11 protein-coding genes and 1 pseudogene are annotated in these 16,030 nt (G+C 73.5%); 7 read left to right on the plus strand and 5 right to left on the minus strand.

Annotation, left to right across the window (positions count from 1 at the left end):
- Nucleotides 1-42: 42 nt before the first annotated feature.
- Together cysK and ACFTWP_RS08055 are read left to right on the plus strand one after the other, a co-directional pair.
- On the plus strand, nucleotides 43-1,029 hold the full coding sequence (gene cysK, locus ACFTWP_RS08050; RefSeq protein ID WP_380263399.1) for a cysteine synthase A: 987 nt from the start codon (nucleotides 43-45) through the stop codon (nucleotides 1,027-1,029).
- A 14-nt stretch (nucleotides 1,030-1,043) separates the two neighbouring features.
- Complete coding sequence (locus tag ACFTWP_RS08055) at nucleotides 1,044-2,195, plus strand: homoserine O-acetyltransferase (RefSeq protein ID WP_380263400.1); 1,152 nt, start codon at nucleotides 1,044-1,046, stop codon at nucleotides 2,193-2,195.
- Nucleotides 2,196-2,505: 310 nt separating this feature from the next.
- Here ACFTWP_RS08055 and ACFTWP_RS08060 read toward each other — a convergent pair.
- Nucleotides 2,506-2,964 (minus strand): annotated as a pseudogene (locus ACFTWP_RS08060) (SRPBCC family protein); the annotation flags it as partial.
- A 686-nt stretch (nucleotides 2,965-3,650) separates the two neighbouring features.
- Between ACFTWP_RS08060 and ACFTWP_RS08065 the strand changes: the two are divergent.
- Nucleotides 3,651-4,739 (plus strand): MBL fold metallo-hydrolase, encoded by a 1,089-nt coding sequence (locus tag ACFTWP_RS08065; protein WP_380263401.1) that lies wholly within the window; start codon nucleotides 3,651-3,653, stop codon nucleotides 4,737-4,739.
- Nucleotides 4,740-4,796: 57 nt separating this feature from the next.
- On the opposite strand, the gene ACFTWP_RS08070 is transcribed toward ACFTWP_RS08065, so the two are convergent.
- A complete protein-coding gene (locus ACFTWP_RS08070) occupies nucleotides 4,797-7,595 on the minus strand; it encodes an AAA family ATPase (RefSeq protein ID WP_380263402.1) in 2,799 nt (932 codons plus the stop codon).
- A gap of 170 nt (nucleotides 7,596-7,765) precedes the next feature.
- The gene (locus ACFTWP_RS08075; protein WP_380263403.1) at nucleotides 7,766-10,531 is read right to left on the minus strand and encodes an ATP-binding protein; all 2,766 of its coding nucleotides are present in this window, start codon (nucleotides 10,529-10,531) and stop codon (nucleotides 7,766-7,768) included.
- A 192-nt stretch (nucleotides 10,532-10,723) separates the two neighbouring features.
- On the opposite strand from ACFTWP_RS08075, the gene ACFTWP_RS08080 reads away from it, so the two are divergent.
- From ACFTWP_RS08080 to ACFTWP_RS08095, 4 genes are all read left to right on the plus strand, one after another.
- On the plus strand, nucleotides 10,724-11,527 hold the full coding sequence (locus ACFTWP_RS08080) for an alpha/beta hydrolase (RefSeq protein WP_380263404.1): 804 nt from the start codon (nucleotides 10,724-10,726) through the stop codon (nucleotides 11,525-11,527).
- A gap of 43 nt (nucleotides 11,528-11,570) precedes the next feature.
- Nucleotides 11,571-12,359, plus strand: coding sequence for an SDR family NAD(P)-dependent oxidoreductase (locus ACFTWP_RS08085; protein WP_380263405.1), 789 nt, complete (start codon nucleotides 11,571-11,573; stop codon nucleotides 12,357-12,359).
- A 31-nt stretch (nucleotides 12,360-12,390) separates the two neighbouring features.
- Nucleotides 12,391-13,437 (plus strand): alpha/beta fold hydrolase, encoded by a 1,047-nt coding sequence (locus ACFTWP_RS08090; protein WP_380263406.1) that lies wholly within the window; start codon nucleotides 12,391-12,393, stop codon nucleotides 13,435-13,437.
- Nucleotides 13,438-13,579: 142 nt separating this feature from the next.
- The gene (locus ACFTWP_RS08095) at nucleotides 13,580-14,452 is read left to right on the plus strand and encodes an alpha/beta fold hydrolase (protein WP_380263407.1); all 873 of its coding nucleotides are present in this window, start codon (nucleotides 13,580-13,582) and stop codon (nucleotides 14,450-14,452) included.
- A gap of 393 nt (nucleotides 14,453-14,845) precedes the next feature.
- Here the strand turns inward: ACFTWP_RS08095 and ACFTWP_RS08100 are convergent, their stop codons facing one another.
- Together ACFTWP_RS08100 and ACFTWP_RS08105 are read right to left on the minus strand one after the other, a co-directional pair.
- Nucleotides 14,846-15,265: a hypothetical protein gene (locus ACFTWP_RS08100; RefSeq protein WP_380263408.1), complete on the minus strand. Its 420-nt coding sequence runs from the start codon at nucleotides 15,263-15,265 to the stop codon at nucleotides 14,846-14,848.
- A 111-nt stretch (nucleotides 15,266-15,376) separates the two neighbouring features.
- The gene (locus ACFTWP_RS08105) at nucleotides 15,377-16,030 is read right to left on the minus strand and encodes a DUF1326 domain-containing protein (protein WP_380263409.1); all 654 of its coding nucleotides are present in this window, start codon (nucleotides 16,028-16,030) and stop codon (nucleotides 15,377-15,379) included.

Below are 16,030 nucleotides of genomic sequence, written 5' to 3' on the forward strand. Positions count from 1 at the left end.
TCAAGCACCCGCCCGTTCAAGCCAACGAAGGGCAACTTCGCCATGCCGCTCCTTGACAGCATCCTCGACACCATCGGCCGCACACCCATCGTCCGGCTGAACCGGATCGCGCCCGACCACGTCACGATCTACGCGAAGGTCGAGTCCTTCAACCCCAGTGGCTCCGTGAAGGACCGCCTCGCGATCTCGGTCGTGCTGGACGCCGAGGCGCGGGGGGAGCTCAAACCCGGTGACACCATCGTGGAGTGCACCTCGGGCAACGTGGGCGTCGCGCTGGCGATGGTCGCGGCGGCACGCGGCTACCAGTTCGTGGCGGTGATGGGCGACGACTTCTCGGTGGAGCGCCGCAAGCTCATCCGGGCCTACGGCGGCAAGGTCATCCTCTTCCCCGCCGTCTACGAGGGCAGCGCCGGCGGACGGGCCCGGGCGGACGAACTGGCCGAGAAGTACGGCTGGTTCCGCTCCCACCAGTTCGACAACCCCGCCAACCCCGCCTACCACCGGGAGACCACCGCCTCCGAGATCCTCGGCGACTTCGCCGGCAAGCGGCTGGACTACTTCGTCTCGGGCTTCGGCACCAGCGGGACCCTCACCGGCGTCGGCCAGATGCTGAAGCGCGCCCGGCCCGAGGTCCGCGTGGTGGCCTTCGAGCCGGACCGGGCCGCCGTGCTGGCCGGCCAGGAGTGGAAGCACCACCAGATCCAGGGACTGGCGCCCAACTTCGTCCCCGGCGTGCTCGACCGGAGCGTGATCGACGACCTGTTGACCGTGGACGAGGTCGTGGCACGCGACACGGCCCGCCGGCTCGCCGCCGAGGAGGGGATCTTCACCGGGATCTCGGCCGGAGCCACCATGGCGACCACCCTGCGCGTCGCGGAGAGCGCCCCCGAGGGCTCGGTCCTGCTCGCCATGCTGCCGGACACCGGCGAGCGCTACCTGTCCACCTTCCTGTTCGACGGAATGAACGAGGGCTCGGACGACGAATGGCTCGCCTCGCTGGACGAGGGCCACGGCGCCGCCCGGACCTGAGGGGGATCAGCCGCATGAGGGAATTCATCCCCCCCGCCACTCGCTTCGTCGACCTGCCCGACGGATTCCCGCTGAGGCGGGGCGGCGCACTCCACGGCGCGCGCATCGGCTACGAGGCCTACGGACCGCTGGACTCCGCGCACGACGTGATCCTGATCCTGACCGGCCTCTCGGCCGACGCCCACCCCGCCTCGCACCCGGACGACCCGCGCCCGGGGTGGTGGGAGGCCATGCTGGGGCCGGGCAGGCCCATCGACACGGACCGCTGGTCCGTGATCTGCGTCAACTCGCTGGGGAGTTGCAAGGGTTCGACCGGCCCGGCCTCCGTCGACCCGAGCACGGGCGAGCCCTACCGGCTGGACTTCCCCGACCTGACCGTCGAGGACATCGCGGACGCCGCCGCGTACACGGTGCGCGCCCTGGGCGTCGAACGCCTCGCCTGCGTGCTGGGCGTCTCCATGGGAGGAATGAGCTCGCTCGCCCTGCTCGCTCGCCACCCCGGGATCGCGCGGAGCCACATCAACATCTCGGGCGCGGTGCACTCGCTTCCGTTCTCCATCGCCATCCGCTCGCTGCAGCGCGAGGCGATCCGGCACGACCCGCTCTGGAACCGGGGCGGGTACCAGGAGGACCGGTTCCCGCTGCACGGCATGCTCGCCGCACGAAAACTGGGCCTGGCCGCGTACCGGTCGGCCCGGGAATGGGAGGAACGCTTCGGCCGGGCCCGACTGAACGCGCAGCACCGCCCGGCGGCGGAGCCGTTCGGCATGGAATTCGAAGTGGAGAACTACCTCGAACTCCGGGCCCGCCGGTTCGTGCACGAATTCGATCCCAACAGCTATCTCTACCTCAGCCACTCCATCGACCAGTTCGACCTCGGCGAATGCTGCGGGAGCACCCCGGACGCCGCCCTGTCCGCGATGCGGCTCGACAGTGCGCTGGTGATGGGGGTGGAGACGGACATCCTGTTCCCGCTGAGGCAACAGCGGCAGATCGCCGAGGGGCTGAGCGCCGGCGGCACCGACGTGCACTTCACCGCCCTGGAGTCGGTGCAGGGGCACGACGCCTTCCTCGTCGACACCGACCGCTTCGGCCCACCGATCGCCAAGTTCCTTTCATCGGGATGCAACCAGCCGGCGTGGTCCAGCGCCTTGAATCCCGGCTGACCGGAACGGGCGGCGCAGGACTATGCGCTCGTCGACACCGGCCTCGACGTGGGAACGCACCGCCGCGGAAGATCGGGGGCCGGTGCCGCCCGGGCGCCGCGTCCTGGTCGGGGCGTCGGCGCCCGGGCGGGCGGGGGCGTCAGCCGTGGCGCATGTCGTCCGGGTCCTCGGGCAGGGGCGGCGCGCCCTCTCCGGTCATCCGGGCCTGGGGCCGTTCGCGCAGCGGCGCGTCACCGCCGCCGGCCGGGGTGGCGGCCGTCCCCCTGGCGGTCCCACCGGCCGCGGTGGCACTGGAGGAAGCGGACGGGTCGTCGCCCGGCGCCAGTCGGCCGCGCCAACTGCCGCTCTCACGGCCCTGCTCCTCGATGAAGCCCTTGAACCGCTTCAGATCGCCCTTGACCTGCCGGTCCACGAAACCGAGCATGTCACCGGCCTTCTCGGCCATTCCGTGGGGCTCGAAGTCCATCACCAGGCGCACCCTGGTGTGGGAGTCGTCGAGACGCTGGAACGTCACGATTCCCATCTGCTGCACGTCGCCGCCCACCGTGCGCCAGGAAATCCGCTCGTCCGGGAGCTGATCGACGATCTCGGTGTCGAACTCACGGCGGGCACCGGCGACCCTCGTCGTCCAGTGGCTGTGCCGTTCGTCCGTCTGGCGCACCTCCTCCACGCCGTCCATGAAACGCGGGAAGTCCTCGAACTGCGTCCACTGGTTGTAGGCGCTGTGCAGCGGGACGTCCACGTCGATGGACTCCGTCACCTTGCTCACGACAGTCTCCTTCGGGGTCGATAAGCCGGACATTTGGTACCAGGCACGCGTCTGCCCTCGAATCGGTCACCCAATCCGCCGGCGGCGCACTCGCCTCCAGGTCGCCGGTCGGCCGTCCGTCGGGGCGCACGCGGCCCGGCGGGGGACTCGCCGTCGGTCTCGTGATCGCGCGGCGGTGAGCGCCCCGCCGTGGATCGTGCAACCCACCCCGATGAGCCGGGACCGGACGACGAGGACAGCTCCGACCGTCCCGTAGGAGACGGCGTCGGACACCGGCAGCGGCGCGAGGACCAGCCGGGAGAAGTGCCGCAGCCCGGCGAGCGCGGCGACGGTGGCCACCGCTCCCGGGTCGGCCGCCGGGGACGGACCCCGGAGTTCACCGTCGGTGTCCAGGGCCACGGCGGGCGGCGGGCGCGAGCAGCAGAGGACGTCACCGAGCGCGTCGAGTCGGAACTGCCTGATGACCTGGTCGCCGGCGACATCGAAGCCGCCGGGTGGATCGCCGAGTTCCTGTCAGCGGGCTGCGACCGGGTTCCGCACCCACCCGGGCGACACCCCAGTGCGGGCCGCGGAGCGGGTGAGCGCCGGAACTGGGGTCTCTCCCCGGTGCGAACCCACAAGCGCGGGTGATGTCCTGCAGTCGCCGCAGCCCGCAGCGCCCGCAATCCACCCGGAAGGCCAGACCCATGACACCGGAACTCCTCCCCACCGGTACCGCGAACCGCCGCGCGTTCCTCAGGACCGCGACCGCCGCGCTGGCGGTCCCCACCGCGGCCGCCCTCGTCGGCGGCGCACTGTCCGGCACGGCGCACGCCGCCGAGTCCACGGACCTCCCCGACTTCGCCCCCGTCCCGACCGCCGCGACCGGCCCCGCACTCAACGAGCAGGGCTACTTCGTCGGCCGCATCAAGGGCAACCTGTACTGGGTGACCGACTCCTACTACCAGGCCATGTTCCTGAGCACCCGGGAGGGCGTCGTGCTCGTCGACGCGCCGCCGACCATCGGGCACAACCTGCTGCGGGCCATCGCCGACGTCACCCGGGCCAACGGCCGGCCGTCGAAGGTCACCCACCTCGTCCACACCCACAGCCACGCCGACCACATCGGCTCCGCCAACCTCTTCGGCCGGAACGTCGTCCGCATCGCGCACAGCGAGACCCGACGGCTGCTCCTGCTGGACGCCGACCCCAACCGGCCGGTCCCGACCGTCACCTTCGAGGACCGCTTCGACCTGCACGTCGGCGGCGAACGCCTGGAACTGGCCCACCACGGCCCCAACCACTCCCCCGACAACATCTTCGTCTACGCGCCCGACCACGCGACGCTGATGGTCGTCGACGTCCTCTACCCCGGCTGGGTGCCGTTCAGGAACCTCGCCGTCTCGCAGGACATCCCGGCCTGGGTGAAGGCCCAGGACATCGCGATGAGCTACCCGTGGACGACCCTGGTCGGCGGGCACCTGGGCCGGCTCGGGGTGCGCGCCGACGGCGACGTGCAGCGGCAGTACATCGCCGACCTCACCGCCGGCGTCAAGGCCGCGATGAACCTCGACCCGACGCCGTTCTTCCAGAAGTACGGCCCGGCCGGCAACTCCTGGGCGATCTTCAAGACCTACCTGGACGCCGTCGCCCGGCAGGCGGCCGATCCGGTGATCGCCAAGTACACCGGCGTGCTGGCCGCGGCGGACGTCTTCACCCTCGACAACGCGGCCACGATGCTCGAGTCACTGCGGATCGACGCCGGCCTGCTGGGCCCCTTCGGCACCCGCCCGTAGCCGGGCCGCGGGGACGGGGGCGGGCCGCGGGGACGGGGCGGGCCCGCTCGCGGTGCGTCACCCCGTCCTCCCCTCGTCGTGCAGCAGCGCCGCGAGCTGCCGCCGGGAGGTGATGCCGAGCCTCCGGAAGACCTTGTTCAGGTGGTACTCGACGGTGGACGTGGTCACGAAGAGCCGCGCGGCTATCTCGGTGTTGGTCGCGCCGGCGGCGGCCAGCCCCGCCACCTGCCGCTCCTGCGGCGTGAGGTCGTGGTCGGCCCGGTCGGTCCGCCCGCGGGCACGCTCGCCGGTGGCCGCCAGTTCGACCCGGGCGCGTTCGGCGAATCCGGCCGCTCCCATACCGGTGAACATCTCGTGGGCCCTCCGGAGCTGTACCCGCGCGTCGACGCGACGCCTGCGGCGCCGGAGCCACTCCCCGTAGAGCAGGTGCGTCCGCGCCAGCTCGGTACCGACGTCGGTGTCCTCCAGGTACTTCACGGCCTGCTCGTAGAGGTCCTCGGCCCGCTCGTCCGGGGCCGTCAGCGCGCTGCTGCGGGCCGCCACGCCCCGGGCCCACGGGGTGCCGCTCAGCTCGGCGCGTTCGGTCAGGCGGGCGAGGGCCTCCGCAGCCGTGGCGAGGTCGCCGACCCGGACCGCTGCCTCGATCACGTTGGGGAGCAGTCGACTGCCCTGCCCCGGGACGTCGCTCCGGTAGCCCGGGAGAGCCCGGTCGAGGGCCTCCCGGTAGCGGCCGGCCCCGAGCTCCAGGACGGTCAGCGCGTAGTGCGCGTGGCCGGCCACGACCGCGAAGCCGAGCTGCTCCCCCCACACCCTGACCGAGAGGTCCACCCCGATCCGCAGCTCCTCCTCGCGTCCCTGCCAGGCCAGCAGCTCCACGCGGTGCGAAGGCCCCTGGGGGACGTGCCCGAGTGCCCGGCCGATCTCCTCCGACTCGTCGTAGCAGGCCTCGGCGGCGGCGAACCGGCCGGCCCAGACCTCGGCGGCGGCAAGGCCGTTGACCACCACGCTGAGTGCGTGCAGCGCACCCTGCGCGCGGCTGGCGGCCGCCATCCGCTCCAGCACGGCCCGGTACCCCCGGTCGTCCCAGAGGTCCTCGGTGGCGGCGTAGGACATCAGCGCGATCGGCAAGCCGGTCTCGACGAGCTCGCCGGTCCGCAGGGCGTCGACCGCGGCCCGCAGCTTCGGCACCGCCGCCCGGTACCCCTCGGCGACGCGGGTGCAGTAGGCGTCGGCCACCACGTCCGGGAGCGTCGGCGGCACTGCGGTGTCCCAGGGCATGTCGAGCGCCGTACGCGCGAGGCCGTCCAGGGTCAGGCCGGCGATGTGCTCCCGGGCCAGCATCCCGGCGGCCAACGCTTCGAACACCATGTCCCGGGCCAGTCGCTCGTCGAACGCCACGACGTCCGCCGCGGCGGCCATCAGCATCGCCGGCACCGTCCGGGCCCGGCCCTGGAGCCATTCGATCGCCGCGCGCAGCCGTTGGACGGTGGCTCGGGTCGTCGGCGTGCCGGGACCGGACTCCGCCTGGTCGAGCGCGGTCCGGGCCATGGCCGCATCACCGATGACGACGTGGGCCTGGGCGGCGACGCAATAGCGCCGGGCGCGGTCCGACGGATCGGGGGACAGCTCGGCGGCGCGGGCCAGGAAGCCTGCCTGGGCCGCGTAGCCGCCCCGTCCGCGCGCGCGTTCCGAGGCCTGCTCCAGCTCCAGCGCGACCTCCTCGTCGAGGCCGACCGTCGCCTCCGCCAGGTGCCAGGCGCGCCGGTCGGGAGACCTGTCCGGGTCGGTCGACCCGGCGAGCGCCCGGTGCACCCGGCGCCGCTGGACGGGGTCGGCGCCGGCGTGGACGGCCGAGCGGATCAGCGGATGGCGGAACGCCGGATGACGGTCCCCCAGCAGCACCCCGCCCGCCACCGCGGGATCCAGTGCGTGGGTCGACAGACCGAGACCTGCCGCCGCCCGCCAGAGCACGGCCGGGTCGTCGGTGGGAGCGAGCGAGGCCACCAGCAGCAGCGTCTGCGTCTCCGGCGGCATGGCCCGGACCTGGCGCAGGAAGTGGGACTCCAGCCGCGGGCCGACCGGCAGCGGCGCGAGCGAGAGGGCACCGACCGGCAGCTCCCCGGCGAGTTCGATCAGGGCGAGCGGGTTCCCGGCGGTCTCGGCGACGATCCGGGCGAAGGCCTGACGTCCGAGTCGCCCGACCGGGGTGTCCGCCAGCAGCCGGAAGGCGTCCGGGTCCGACAGACCGGTCAGGTGCAGGGTGGGCAGTCCGTCGAGGGGCGAGGCGCCGGTGCGTCCGTCCCGGGCGCAGATCACCAGGCCGACGCCGTCCGCGTGCACGCGACGGCCGACGAAGGCCAGCACCTCCAGGGACTCGCGGTCCAGCCACTGGGCGTCGTCGACCAGGCAGATCAGCGGCCTGCTGCGGGCGGCCTCCGACAACAGGGTGAGGGTGGCCAGACCGGTGAGGAAGCGGTCCGCGGGCGGACCGGTGCGCAGGCCGAAGGCCGAGCCCAGTACGTCGCGCTGCGGCCCGGGCAGCTGCTCCAGCCGGTCGAGGAAGGGCAGCAGCAGCCGGTGCAGCGCGGCGAACCCGAGCTGTGCCTCGGCCTCCACACCGGTGACCTCCGTCGTCTGCAGGTCACGGGAGGCGTCGGCCGCGTGGGCGAGGAGCCGGGACTTGCCGATCCCGGCCTCGCCGACCAGCACCACCGCTCCGCTGAGCCCCTCGCGGACCGCCTCGACCAGCTCGTCCAGGGCCCGGCGTTCGTCGGTCCTGCCCAACAACGGCTGCGGTGTGGCGGGTCGCTGCGGTCGGTCGGAGCCGTGGTGGGGGGAGAATCGCATGGCGCTCATGGAGCCGACGGTACGGAGTACGGGATCGGCGTCGCGAGCGTCAGATGACGGTGCTGCGGAACCTTGAACGGCCCTGCCCGCCAAGGGCGGGAAGCCGGCCGCGTACGGGGTCGGCCGGGTCCGGAAGCCGGCCGGGTCACGGGGTCGGCCGGGTCAGTAGGGTCGCGAGGTCATGGGGGCGGCCGCAGTGCCGCGCCGAGCTCGGACCGCGAGGTGATCACCAACTTGGGGAAGATCCGGTGCAGATGGGAGCTCACCGTGCGGTGCGACAGGTAGAGCTTCTGGCCGATCTCCCGGTTCGTCAGACCTTCGGCGGCCATCTGGGCGATCTGCAGTTCCTGCGGGGTGAGGCGGTCCCGGGCGTCGGGACCGCGGCGCCCGCTCGACTCGCCGGAGGCGCGCAGCTCCTGGCGCGCCCGGTCGCTCCAGGGCCGGGTGCCGAGGGCGTCGAAGGTCTCCCGGGCGGCGCGCAGGTGCCCTCGCGAGTCGGCGGCCCGCCGCTGCCGTCGCAGCCACTCCCCGTAGGCCAGCTGGGTCCGCGCCCTGATGAACGGCCAGCTCGCGAGATCCGCGCCCAGGGCCGTCAGGAAGAGCTCCTCGGCCTCGGTGTCCTCGGCGAGCAGCGCGCGGGCGAAGCGCAGACCGGCGTGCAGCGCGGGCGACGGGGTCCGCAGTGCCGCGGCCTCCATCTCGCGCATGACGTCCCGGATCTCCTCACCCCGGCCGCAGTGCACGGCGGCGTCCACGAGGTCTCCCACCGCGTAGCAGCGCAGGGCGAGTTCGTAGCAGGGGTCGACGGGATCGTGCAGCCGCCGCAGGTGGGTGTAGGCCTCCCCGAACTGCCCGCCGCCCAGCGCCGCCATCCCCCGTGCGAGCTGCGACCTGGCCAGCACCGGGCGGGCGGCGATGGCCAGGCCGACCCGCTCCGCCTCCTCGGTCAGGTCCCGGACCCGGTCCAGGTCGCCCCGCAGGGCGCCGATCACGGCCTCGATCGACCGGATCAAGGCGTACAGGTACGGCTGCGTCGTCTCGTGGCCCAGCCGGCAGGACTCCTCCGCCGCGGGGATCGCCGCACTCAGGTCGCCCAGTTGGGCCGCGCTCCACGCGGTGGCGCCGAGGCAGCGGGCCAGGAGCCCGAGGCGGCCCTGGACCCGCAGCCCGGTGACCGCGGCCGTGGAGAACCTCCGGGCCAGGTCGAACGAGCCCACCATCAGCGCGCCGGTGCCCAACAGGCGGTCCGTGCGGGCGTCGTGGCCCTGGGACGGGAGCAGCCGGCTCAGGCGTTCGATCACCACCGCGCCCCGGTCGACGGGGGCCGCGTAGGCGAGGATCGCCAGCAGCCACGGGTCGTGGTCGTCGAGCGCCAGGCCTTCGGCGACGGTGACGACGTACAGCCGGGTCTGCGCCCCCGGCTCGCTCCAGAAGCAGCGTTGGGCCGCGCTCCACAGGATGCGTACCGCGAGCTCCCGGTCGCCGGCCGCGGCGACCCGCTCGGCGAGCCCGGCCAGATCCCGGGTGTCGGTGCTCTGGCTGTGCAGGCCCTCGTCGAAGCTGCTCCGCAGCCACACCACCCGGGCCCGTTGCTGCGCGGAGAGGTCCAACCGCGCCGCCTCGTCCAGGAGCTGGGTCACCACCTGGCGGGATCCGAGCTCGACCGCGAGGTGGGCGGCCCGCAGCAGTCGGTCGGCCCGCAGCGCCGGGTCCTCGCTGAGCCGGGCGGCGTGGTCCAGCGCGGCCACGGCGGACCCGATGGCGCCCCGGCGCTCGGCCCGCACCGCGGCGGCCTGGAGTTCGGAGGCGACGGTCTCGTCCGGCAGTGACGTGGCGGCGGCCCGGTGCCAGACGCGGCGGTCCTCCTGGCCGGTCATCGTGTCGGCCAACGCCCGGTGCGCGGCGACGCGTTCGGGCAGGGACATGCTCTGATGGATCGCCGAGCGCATCAGGGGGTGCCGGAACCGCAGTTCGCCCCGGTCGACGTGGATCAGCCCCGCGGCGACCGCCGGCCCCAGATCCGCGGTGCCGGCCCGCTCGCCGGTGACGGACTCCGCCGCACCGGCCGTCTCGGCGAGCGAGACGCTGTCGTTGAGCGCGGCGACCTGGAGCAGGGCCCGGGTCGGCGCCGGGAGGTCGGACAGTCGGGCGGTGAACGCCCGCTCCAGGCGCACGGTGAGCGGCAGCCAGGACGGCAGCGCCGGCCCGCTCTCGGCCGACTCCTCCGACGCACGCGGCAGTTCGGTCAGCGCGAGCGGGTTGCCCGCGGCCTCCGCGAGCAGGCGTGCGCGCAACGCGGGCTCCAGGTCGGGCGCGTGGACGCGCAGGAGGGCGTCGGCCGCGGCGTCGGTCAGCGGTGACAGCGTCAGCTCCGGCAGCTCCGCTTCGTCCAGCCAGGAGGACGCCCCGTCGCGGGCCGCGGCCAGGAGCACGATCGGCTCGGACTCCAACCGCCGGGCCACGAAGCCGAGGACGTGGGACGTGGACGGGTCCAACCAGTGCGAGTCCTCGGCGACCAGCAGGACCGGTGCGCGTTCGGCGGCCTCGGCGACCAGGTTCAGCACGGCCAGGGCGACGAGGAACGTGTCCGGTGCGGCCGAATCCGCGCCGCTGAGCGCCGTTTCCAGGGCTTCCTGCTGCTGAGGCGGAATCAGCTCGACGGCGGTGCGGATCGGGTACAGCAGTTGCTGGAGCCCGGCATAGGGCAGGTGCGTCTCGCACTCCACGCCCGTGGTGGTCAGCACCCGCATGCCCGCCGCCGACGCGCGTGCGACGGCGTGCGCCACCAGTGCGGACTTCCCGATCCCGGCCGCACCCCGCACCGCCAGGGCGCCGCCGCGCTGCTGGACCCGGGCGATGAGTGCGTTCAGGCGCCTGGTCTCCGCCGCTCGCCCGAGCAGTACCACGGCACTCCCTCGGGGCGGCTTCGGCGCGAACGGCGACATGTCGAGTTGATCATAGTCGGAGAGCCCGCGGCACGGCTGCGCCCCGCCTGACGATCCCGGCCGCACCCCAGCCCGTCGCACCCCGTCACGGGCAGGGACTGGGGTCTCTCCCCGGTTCGAACGCCCCCGGCACCGTGGTGTGCTGGCCCGACACCGGACATCCGGCCGGACCGACCGCACCGAGAGGTCGCCATGACGACACCGATCCCCGTCCCCGTCATCTTCATCCACGGCCTGTGGCTGCACGCCACGTCGTGGACCCCCTGGCTCGACCTGTTCCGGCAGGAGGGCTACGCCCCGTCCGCACCGGGCTGGCCCGGCGACCCCGACACCGTCGAGGAGGCCCGCGCCAACCCGGAGAGCATCGCCGACCACGGCATCGACGACGTGGTGGACCACTACGCGGCGATCATCCGGGAGTTGCCGGTCCCCCCGATCCTGATCGGGCACTCCTTCGGCGGCATGATCGCGCAGAAGCTCCTCGGCCGGAACCTGGCCGCCGCCGCCGTCGCGATCGACGCCGCCCAGATCAAGGGCGTGCTCCCGCTGCCGCTCTCCGCACTGCGCGCGACCCTGCCGGTGTTCAAGAACCCCGGCAACAAGCACCGGGCGGTGTCCCTCACGGCCGCCCAGTTCCGCTTCGCGTTCGGCAACGCCGTCTCCGAGGCGGAGTCGGCGGAGCTGTTCGAGCGGTGGGCGATCCCCGCACCCGGCAAGCCGCTGTTCGAGGCCGCCGCCGCCAACTTCAACCCGCACTCGCCGGCCAAGGTCGACACCGCCAACGGGTCGCGCGGGCCGCTGCTGCTGATGACCGGCGGCAAGGACCACACGGTGCCGGAGGCCGTCGTGCGGGCCACTCTCAAGCAGTACCGGCACTCCGACGCCCGCACCGACATCACCGACTTCCCCGACCGCGGGCACTCGCTGACGATCGACGGCGGCTGGCGCGAGGTCGCCGGCACCGCACTGGACTGGTTGCGGCGGAACTCCCTCTGAACCGCACCCGACCCACAGCACCGACGCGTCGAAGGGCCCTGACATGGATCTGCACCTGAACGGCAGGACGGCGGTCGTCACCGGCGCGAGCCGCGGGATCGGACTGGCCGTCACCCGCGCACTCGTGCGCGAGGGGGCCCGGGTCGTGGCCGGTGCGCGGGAGATCACCCCCGAACTGCTGGCCCTGGCCGCCGAGGGCGAGGTCCTCCCGGTCGCGGTCGACCTGACCGCACCGGGCGGCCCGGCCGAGCTGGTCGCCGCGGCGGCCTTCGCTTACGGCGGCCTGGACATCCTGGTGAACAACGTGGGAGCCGTCCGGCCCAGGGTCGAGGGCTTCGTCGCGGTGACCGACGAGGACTGGGCCGCGACCCTGGCCGTCAACCTGCTGGCCCCCGTGCGCGTCACCCGGGCGGCGCTGCCGTACCTGCTGGAGCGGGGCGCGGGGAGCATCGTCACCGTCAGCTCCGTCAACGCCTTCCTGCCCGACCCGCTCGTCATCGACTACGGCGCGGCCAAGGCCGCGCTGTCGAACTTCTCCAAGTCCCTGTCCAAGCAGGTGGGCCCGCAGGGCGTCCGGGTGAACACCATCAGCCCGGGCCCGGTCGCCACGGGCCTCTGGCTGGCCGACGGCGGGGTCGCCGCGACGGTCGCCGCCGCCACCGGCGGCTCGGCCCGCGACGTGGCCGAACAGGCCGCCGGGGCGGCCGTCACCGGGCGGTTCACCCGCCCCGAGGAGGTCGCCGACCTCGTCCTCGTCCTGGCCGGTGACCGGGCCGCGAACATCACCGGGGCCGACTTCGTCATCGACGGCGGCCTCGTCAGCACCCTGTAGCCGTACCACCCTCCCGCCATCTGGAGCACCTGTGAAGCACGTGAAGCACCGTCATGCCATCTTCCGCCCGGGGTTCCTGGTGCCGGTGGCGATCGCCGCCGCGTTCGGCCTCGGCACCACCGCCGTCTCCGCCGCGGCCGAGCCCGGGGCGGCCGACGCCCGGTCGGCCGCCCGGCTGGTGCCGGCCGGTTTCAGCGAGCACAAGGTCGCCGGCATCGACTACGTGATCGGCGGCCACGGCCCGACCCTCGTCCTGCTGCACGGGTACCCGCAGACCTGGTACGAGTGGCACGGCATCCTCCCGGCGCTCGCCGAGCACTACACCGTCATCGCGCCCAGCCTGCCCGGGGCGGGCCGGAGCGACGCCCCGGCCGGCGGCTACGACAAGAAGACCATGGCCGCCGCCATCCACACCCTGCTCGGGCGGATCGGGTACGACCGGGACGTCCGGCTGGTCGGCCACGACATCGGCTCGATGGTCGCCTACGCCTACGCCGCCGCCCACCCAGGCGACGTGACGAGGCTCGTCCTCAGCGAGGCCCCGATCCCGGACCAGAGCCTCTACACGTTCCCGTCCCTGACCGCCAGCGGCCCGGCCGCCTGGAACTTCGGCTTCTTCTCCCTGGCCAACGGCCTTCCCGAAGGGGTCGTGGCCGGCCGCGAACAGGCGTGGGTGGGGGGATTCATCGACAGCCTCGAAGTGCGGAAGGGCGCCGTCACCCCCGAGGACGTCGCCGTCTTCGCCGGCGCCCTGAAGGACCCGGCCCACCTCGCGGCGAGCTTCAAGTGGTTCCGCGCCTTCCCCCAGGACGTCGAGGACAACGCCGTCAACCAGCGGACGAAGCTCACCATGCCGGTCCTGGCGATCGGCGCCTCGGGCAGTCTCGGCCACGTGGTGCCCGACCAGACCCGCCGGTACGCGACGAACGTCACGTGCGTCGTCGTCCCCGACTCCGGTCACTGGATCTACGAGGAGCGCCCGACGGAGCTGACCGGGATCCTGCTCGACTTCCTCGGATCGAAGCCGATCGAGCCCTGCCCGGACGACACCCTCCCCGCGGCACCGCCGACCCCCTGACCGGGGCGGGTCGTCCGCCACCTGCGCTCCGGGCCTCACCGCGGGCCCCGTCGCACGGCCTCGGCACGACCCGCTCCCGGGGCGTTCGGTCCTGTTCGCCCCGGATTCCCGCAGACCTACCTACCAAGAGAAGGGCTCCGACATGCTCGACATCCCGTCAGCCCCGGTACGCAGCACCCGCTGGTTCCGCAAGCGCGTGGTGATCCCGGCAGCACTGGCCGTCGCCGCCGTAGCCGTCCCGGTGGTCTCGTCGGCCTCGGCCCAGGCCTCGCCGGCGGCCGTCGCGGCGGCGGACCGGCACTCGGCCAAGCCCACCGTGGTCCTGGTCCACGGCGCCTTCGCCGACTCCTCCGGCTGGAGCCCGGTCATCGCCCGGCTGCGGCACGACGGCTACCCGGTCATCGCCGCGGCGAACCCGCTGCGGGGGCTGGACTCCGACTCGGCCTACGTCTCCAGCCTGCTGGCCGCCGTCCCCGGGCCGGTGGTCCTGGTGGGCCACTCATACGGCGGTGAGGTCATCACCAACGCAGCCGTCGGGCACGAGAACGTCAAGGCCCTGGTCTACGTCGCGGCCTTCGCCCCCGCCGAGGGCGAGAGCGGTCTGGCACTGACCGGCCTGAACCCCGGCAGCCGGCTCGGCGCGGCGCTCGTCGTCCGGCCCTACGCGGTCGCCGGAGGCGGGGGTGCGGACGGCTACGTCGACCCGGCGCAGTTCCGCGCCGTCATGGCGGCCGACCTGCGGGCCGCCGACACGGAGTTGCTGGCGGCCGAACAGCGCCCGGTGGATCTGGCCGCCCTCCAGGCACCGAGCGGCGTCCCGGCCTGGAGGACGATCCCGTCCTGGTACCTGGTCGCCGGAGCCGACCAGGCGATCCCCGCCGCGACCGAGAAGTTCATGGCGGAGCGGGCCGGCGCCCGCACCGTCGTGGTCGAGGACGCGTCCCACCTGGTCATGCTCTCCCACCCCGGCCAGGTCGAGAACCTGATCGTCCAGGCCGCCAGGGCGACCGGGTGACCGGATGACCGGGTGACCGGCTGCGGCGACCGGTGACCCGGGGGCCTTCGGGATCCACTCACCGGAAGGCGTCCCGAGGGGTCCGGTCACCCGTCAGGTGACCGGACCCCTCGGCCTGGACCGGAGCGATCGGCGGGCGGCCAGCCTGGCCGCCCGCCGCAGCACCGCTTCATCAGGGGCGTACTCCCGGGCCAGGCTCGGCCGTTCGGGCCGTGCTCGGCAGTAGGTGCAGTCCGGGTCGGGGCAGACGCCTTCGAGCCACTGGTCGCACACCGCGCACAGTGCCGCGTCGAACCGTTCGCAGTAGTCCCGCCCGGTGCCGCAGCGCAGGCAGGATCCGGACGCCGGCCGGACGGCGGAGGGGCGCCTACGGGGCATCTCCCGGTACGGGGTTCAGCATCTCCGCAGCCACCACGGCCAGGACGGATCCGCGTAGGAGTCCACGACCGTGCGGGAGAGGTAGCGCTCGTCGAGCGGATCCACCCGCCGCCGGAGCTCCCGCGCCGCGCCGGAAGGGAGCCCGCCCAGGGCCCGCTCCAGCAGCTCCCGTGGATGCGCCTCCGTGGGACAGCACGCCTCGACCCCGCAGCCACGGGCCTGCGGAGCCGCCGGCCCACGGGCCGGCCCGCGCGCGGTGCCGACCCATCGCGCCATCGCGTCGGCGACGGCTCCGGGCCACAACTGCGAGTCCTCGAACGCGGCGATCCCGCGCTGCGTGCGCGCCGAGACCCCGGGAACGATCGTCCTGCCCTGCTCCGGGCGGACCCTGCGCGACAGCCTGGCGCGCACCTGCCCCGGCGCTCTACGCGCCATGGGCCTTTCGTCGGTTCGTCATGGACGACATCCTCCCAGAGGGAGGCCGTTGCGATCAACGCCCCGCCGCGTCCGCGGACGGTGCCGGCCCGACGCCGGTCCACGCGGTGGTCAGTCGGGGCCGCTCCAGTCGAACGGGAAATGCTTGCTGGACTTGCCGCTGCGGTTCCAGCTGAAGCCGAAGGCGTCGGCGTGGTCGGTGGTGGCGCGGCCCCAGGTGGCGATCCGGCCCGGTCCGACCTCGGCGCCGGGGGCGTTGTGGAGCTGCACGCGTCCGCCCTCGGGGGCGGTGGGACCGGTGAGGGCTTCGGCGCGGGCGGTGACCCGGCCGGGGATCTCGACGCTCCACGCCCGGAGGTCGTCACCGATCTCGACGGTGATGGGGGCGACGTCCATGCCGAGCACCTCGGTCGTTGCGAGCTCACCGAACTTCTTCGGCCACCCGCCCGCCTGGCCGCTGAAGATCGTGCCGAGGGCGCCGCGCTGCTGGTCGTCGGCGCGCTCGTCGATGAAGAAGGCGGCACGCGAGTCCGTGGCGGCACCCGCCCAGATGTTGCCAGTGAAGGACCCGAGCATCACGAAGTTCAACCCGTCGAGCGGGACGTCCCCGAATCGGCCCTCGCGGATGTGCCAGACGAGCACGCCCTCGCAGTCACCCTCGGTCGGGGGTTGGGCGAAGGTACAGGGGCAGGGAATGGCGCACTTGCAGGTGTCGAACCAGTCGCCGACCAGATGCCAGGCCGGGCTGGTGGTTGTGTCGGTCAT

Origin of the sequence: Kitasatospora sp. NPDC057015, assembly GCF_042673745.1 — a bacterium.
Classification (GTDB): Bacteria; Actinomycetota; Actinomycetes; order Streptomycetales; family Streptomycetaceae; genus Kitasatospora.

Bases quoted from the DNA above. Each gene is read 5' to 3' on its own strand.
- ACFTWP_RS08055 (WP_380263400.1), top strand. From the start codon at position 1,044: ATGAGGGAATTCATCCCCCCCGCCACTCGCTTCGTCGACCTGCCCGAC.
- ACFTWP_RS08100 (WP_380263408.1), bottom strand. From the start codon at position 15,265: ATGGCGCGTAGAGCGCCGGGGCAGGTGCGCGCCAGGCTGTCGCGCAGG.
- cysK (WP_380263399.1), top strand. From the start codon at position 43: ATGCCGCTCCTTGACAGCATCCTCGACACCATCGGCCGCACACCCATC.
- ACFTWP_RS08085 (WP_380263405.1), top strand. From the start codon at position 11,571: ATGGATCTGCACCTGAACGGCAGGACGGCGGTCGTCACCGGCGCGAGC.
- ACFTWP_RS08075 (WP_380263403.1), bottom strand. From the start codon at position 10,531: ATGTCGCCGTTCGCGCCGAAGCCGCCCCGAGGGAGTGCCGTGGTACTG.
- ACFTWP_RS08065 (WP_380263401.1), top strand. From the start codon at position 3,651: ATGACACCGGAACTCCTCCCCACCGGTACCGCGAACCGCCGCGCGTTC.
- ACFTWP_RS08070 (WP_380263402.1), bottom strand. From the start codon at position 7,595: ATGAGCGCCATGCGATTCTCCCCCCACCACGGCTCCGACCGACCGCAG.
- ACFTWP_RS08095 (WP_380263407.1), top strand. From the start codon at position 13,580: ATGCTCGACATCCCGTCAGCCCCGGTACGCAGCACCCGCTGGTTCCGC.
- ACFTWP_RS08105 (WP_380263409.1), bottom strand. From the start codon at position 16,030: ATGACCGACACAACCACCAGCCCGGCCTGGCATCTGGTCGGCGACTGG.
- ACFTWP_RS08080 (WP_380263404.1), top strand. From the start codon at position 10,724: ATGACGACACCGATCCCCGTCCCCGTCATCTTCATCCACGGCCTGTGG.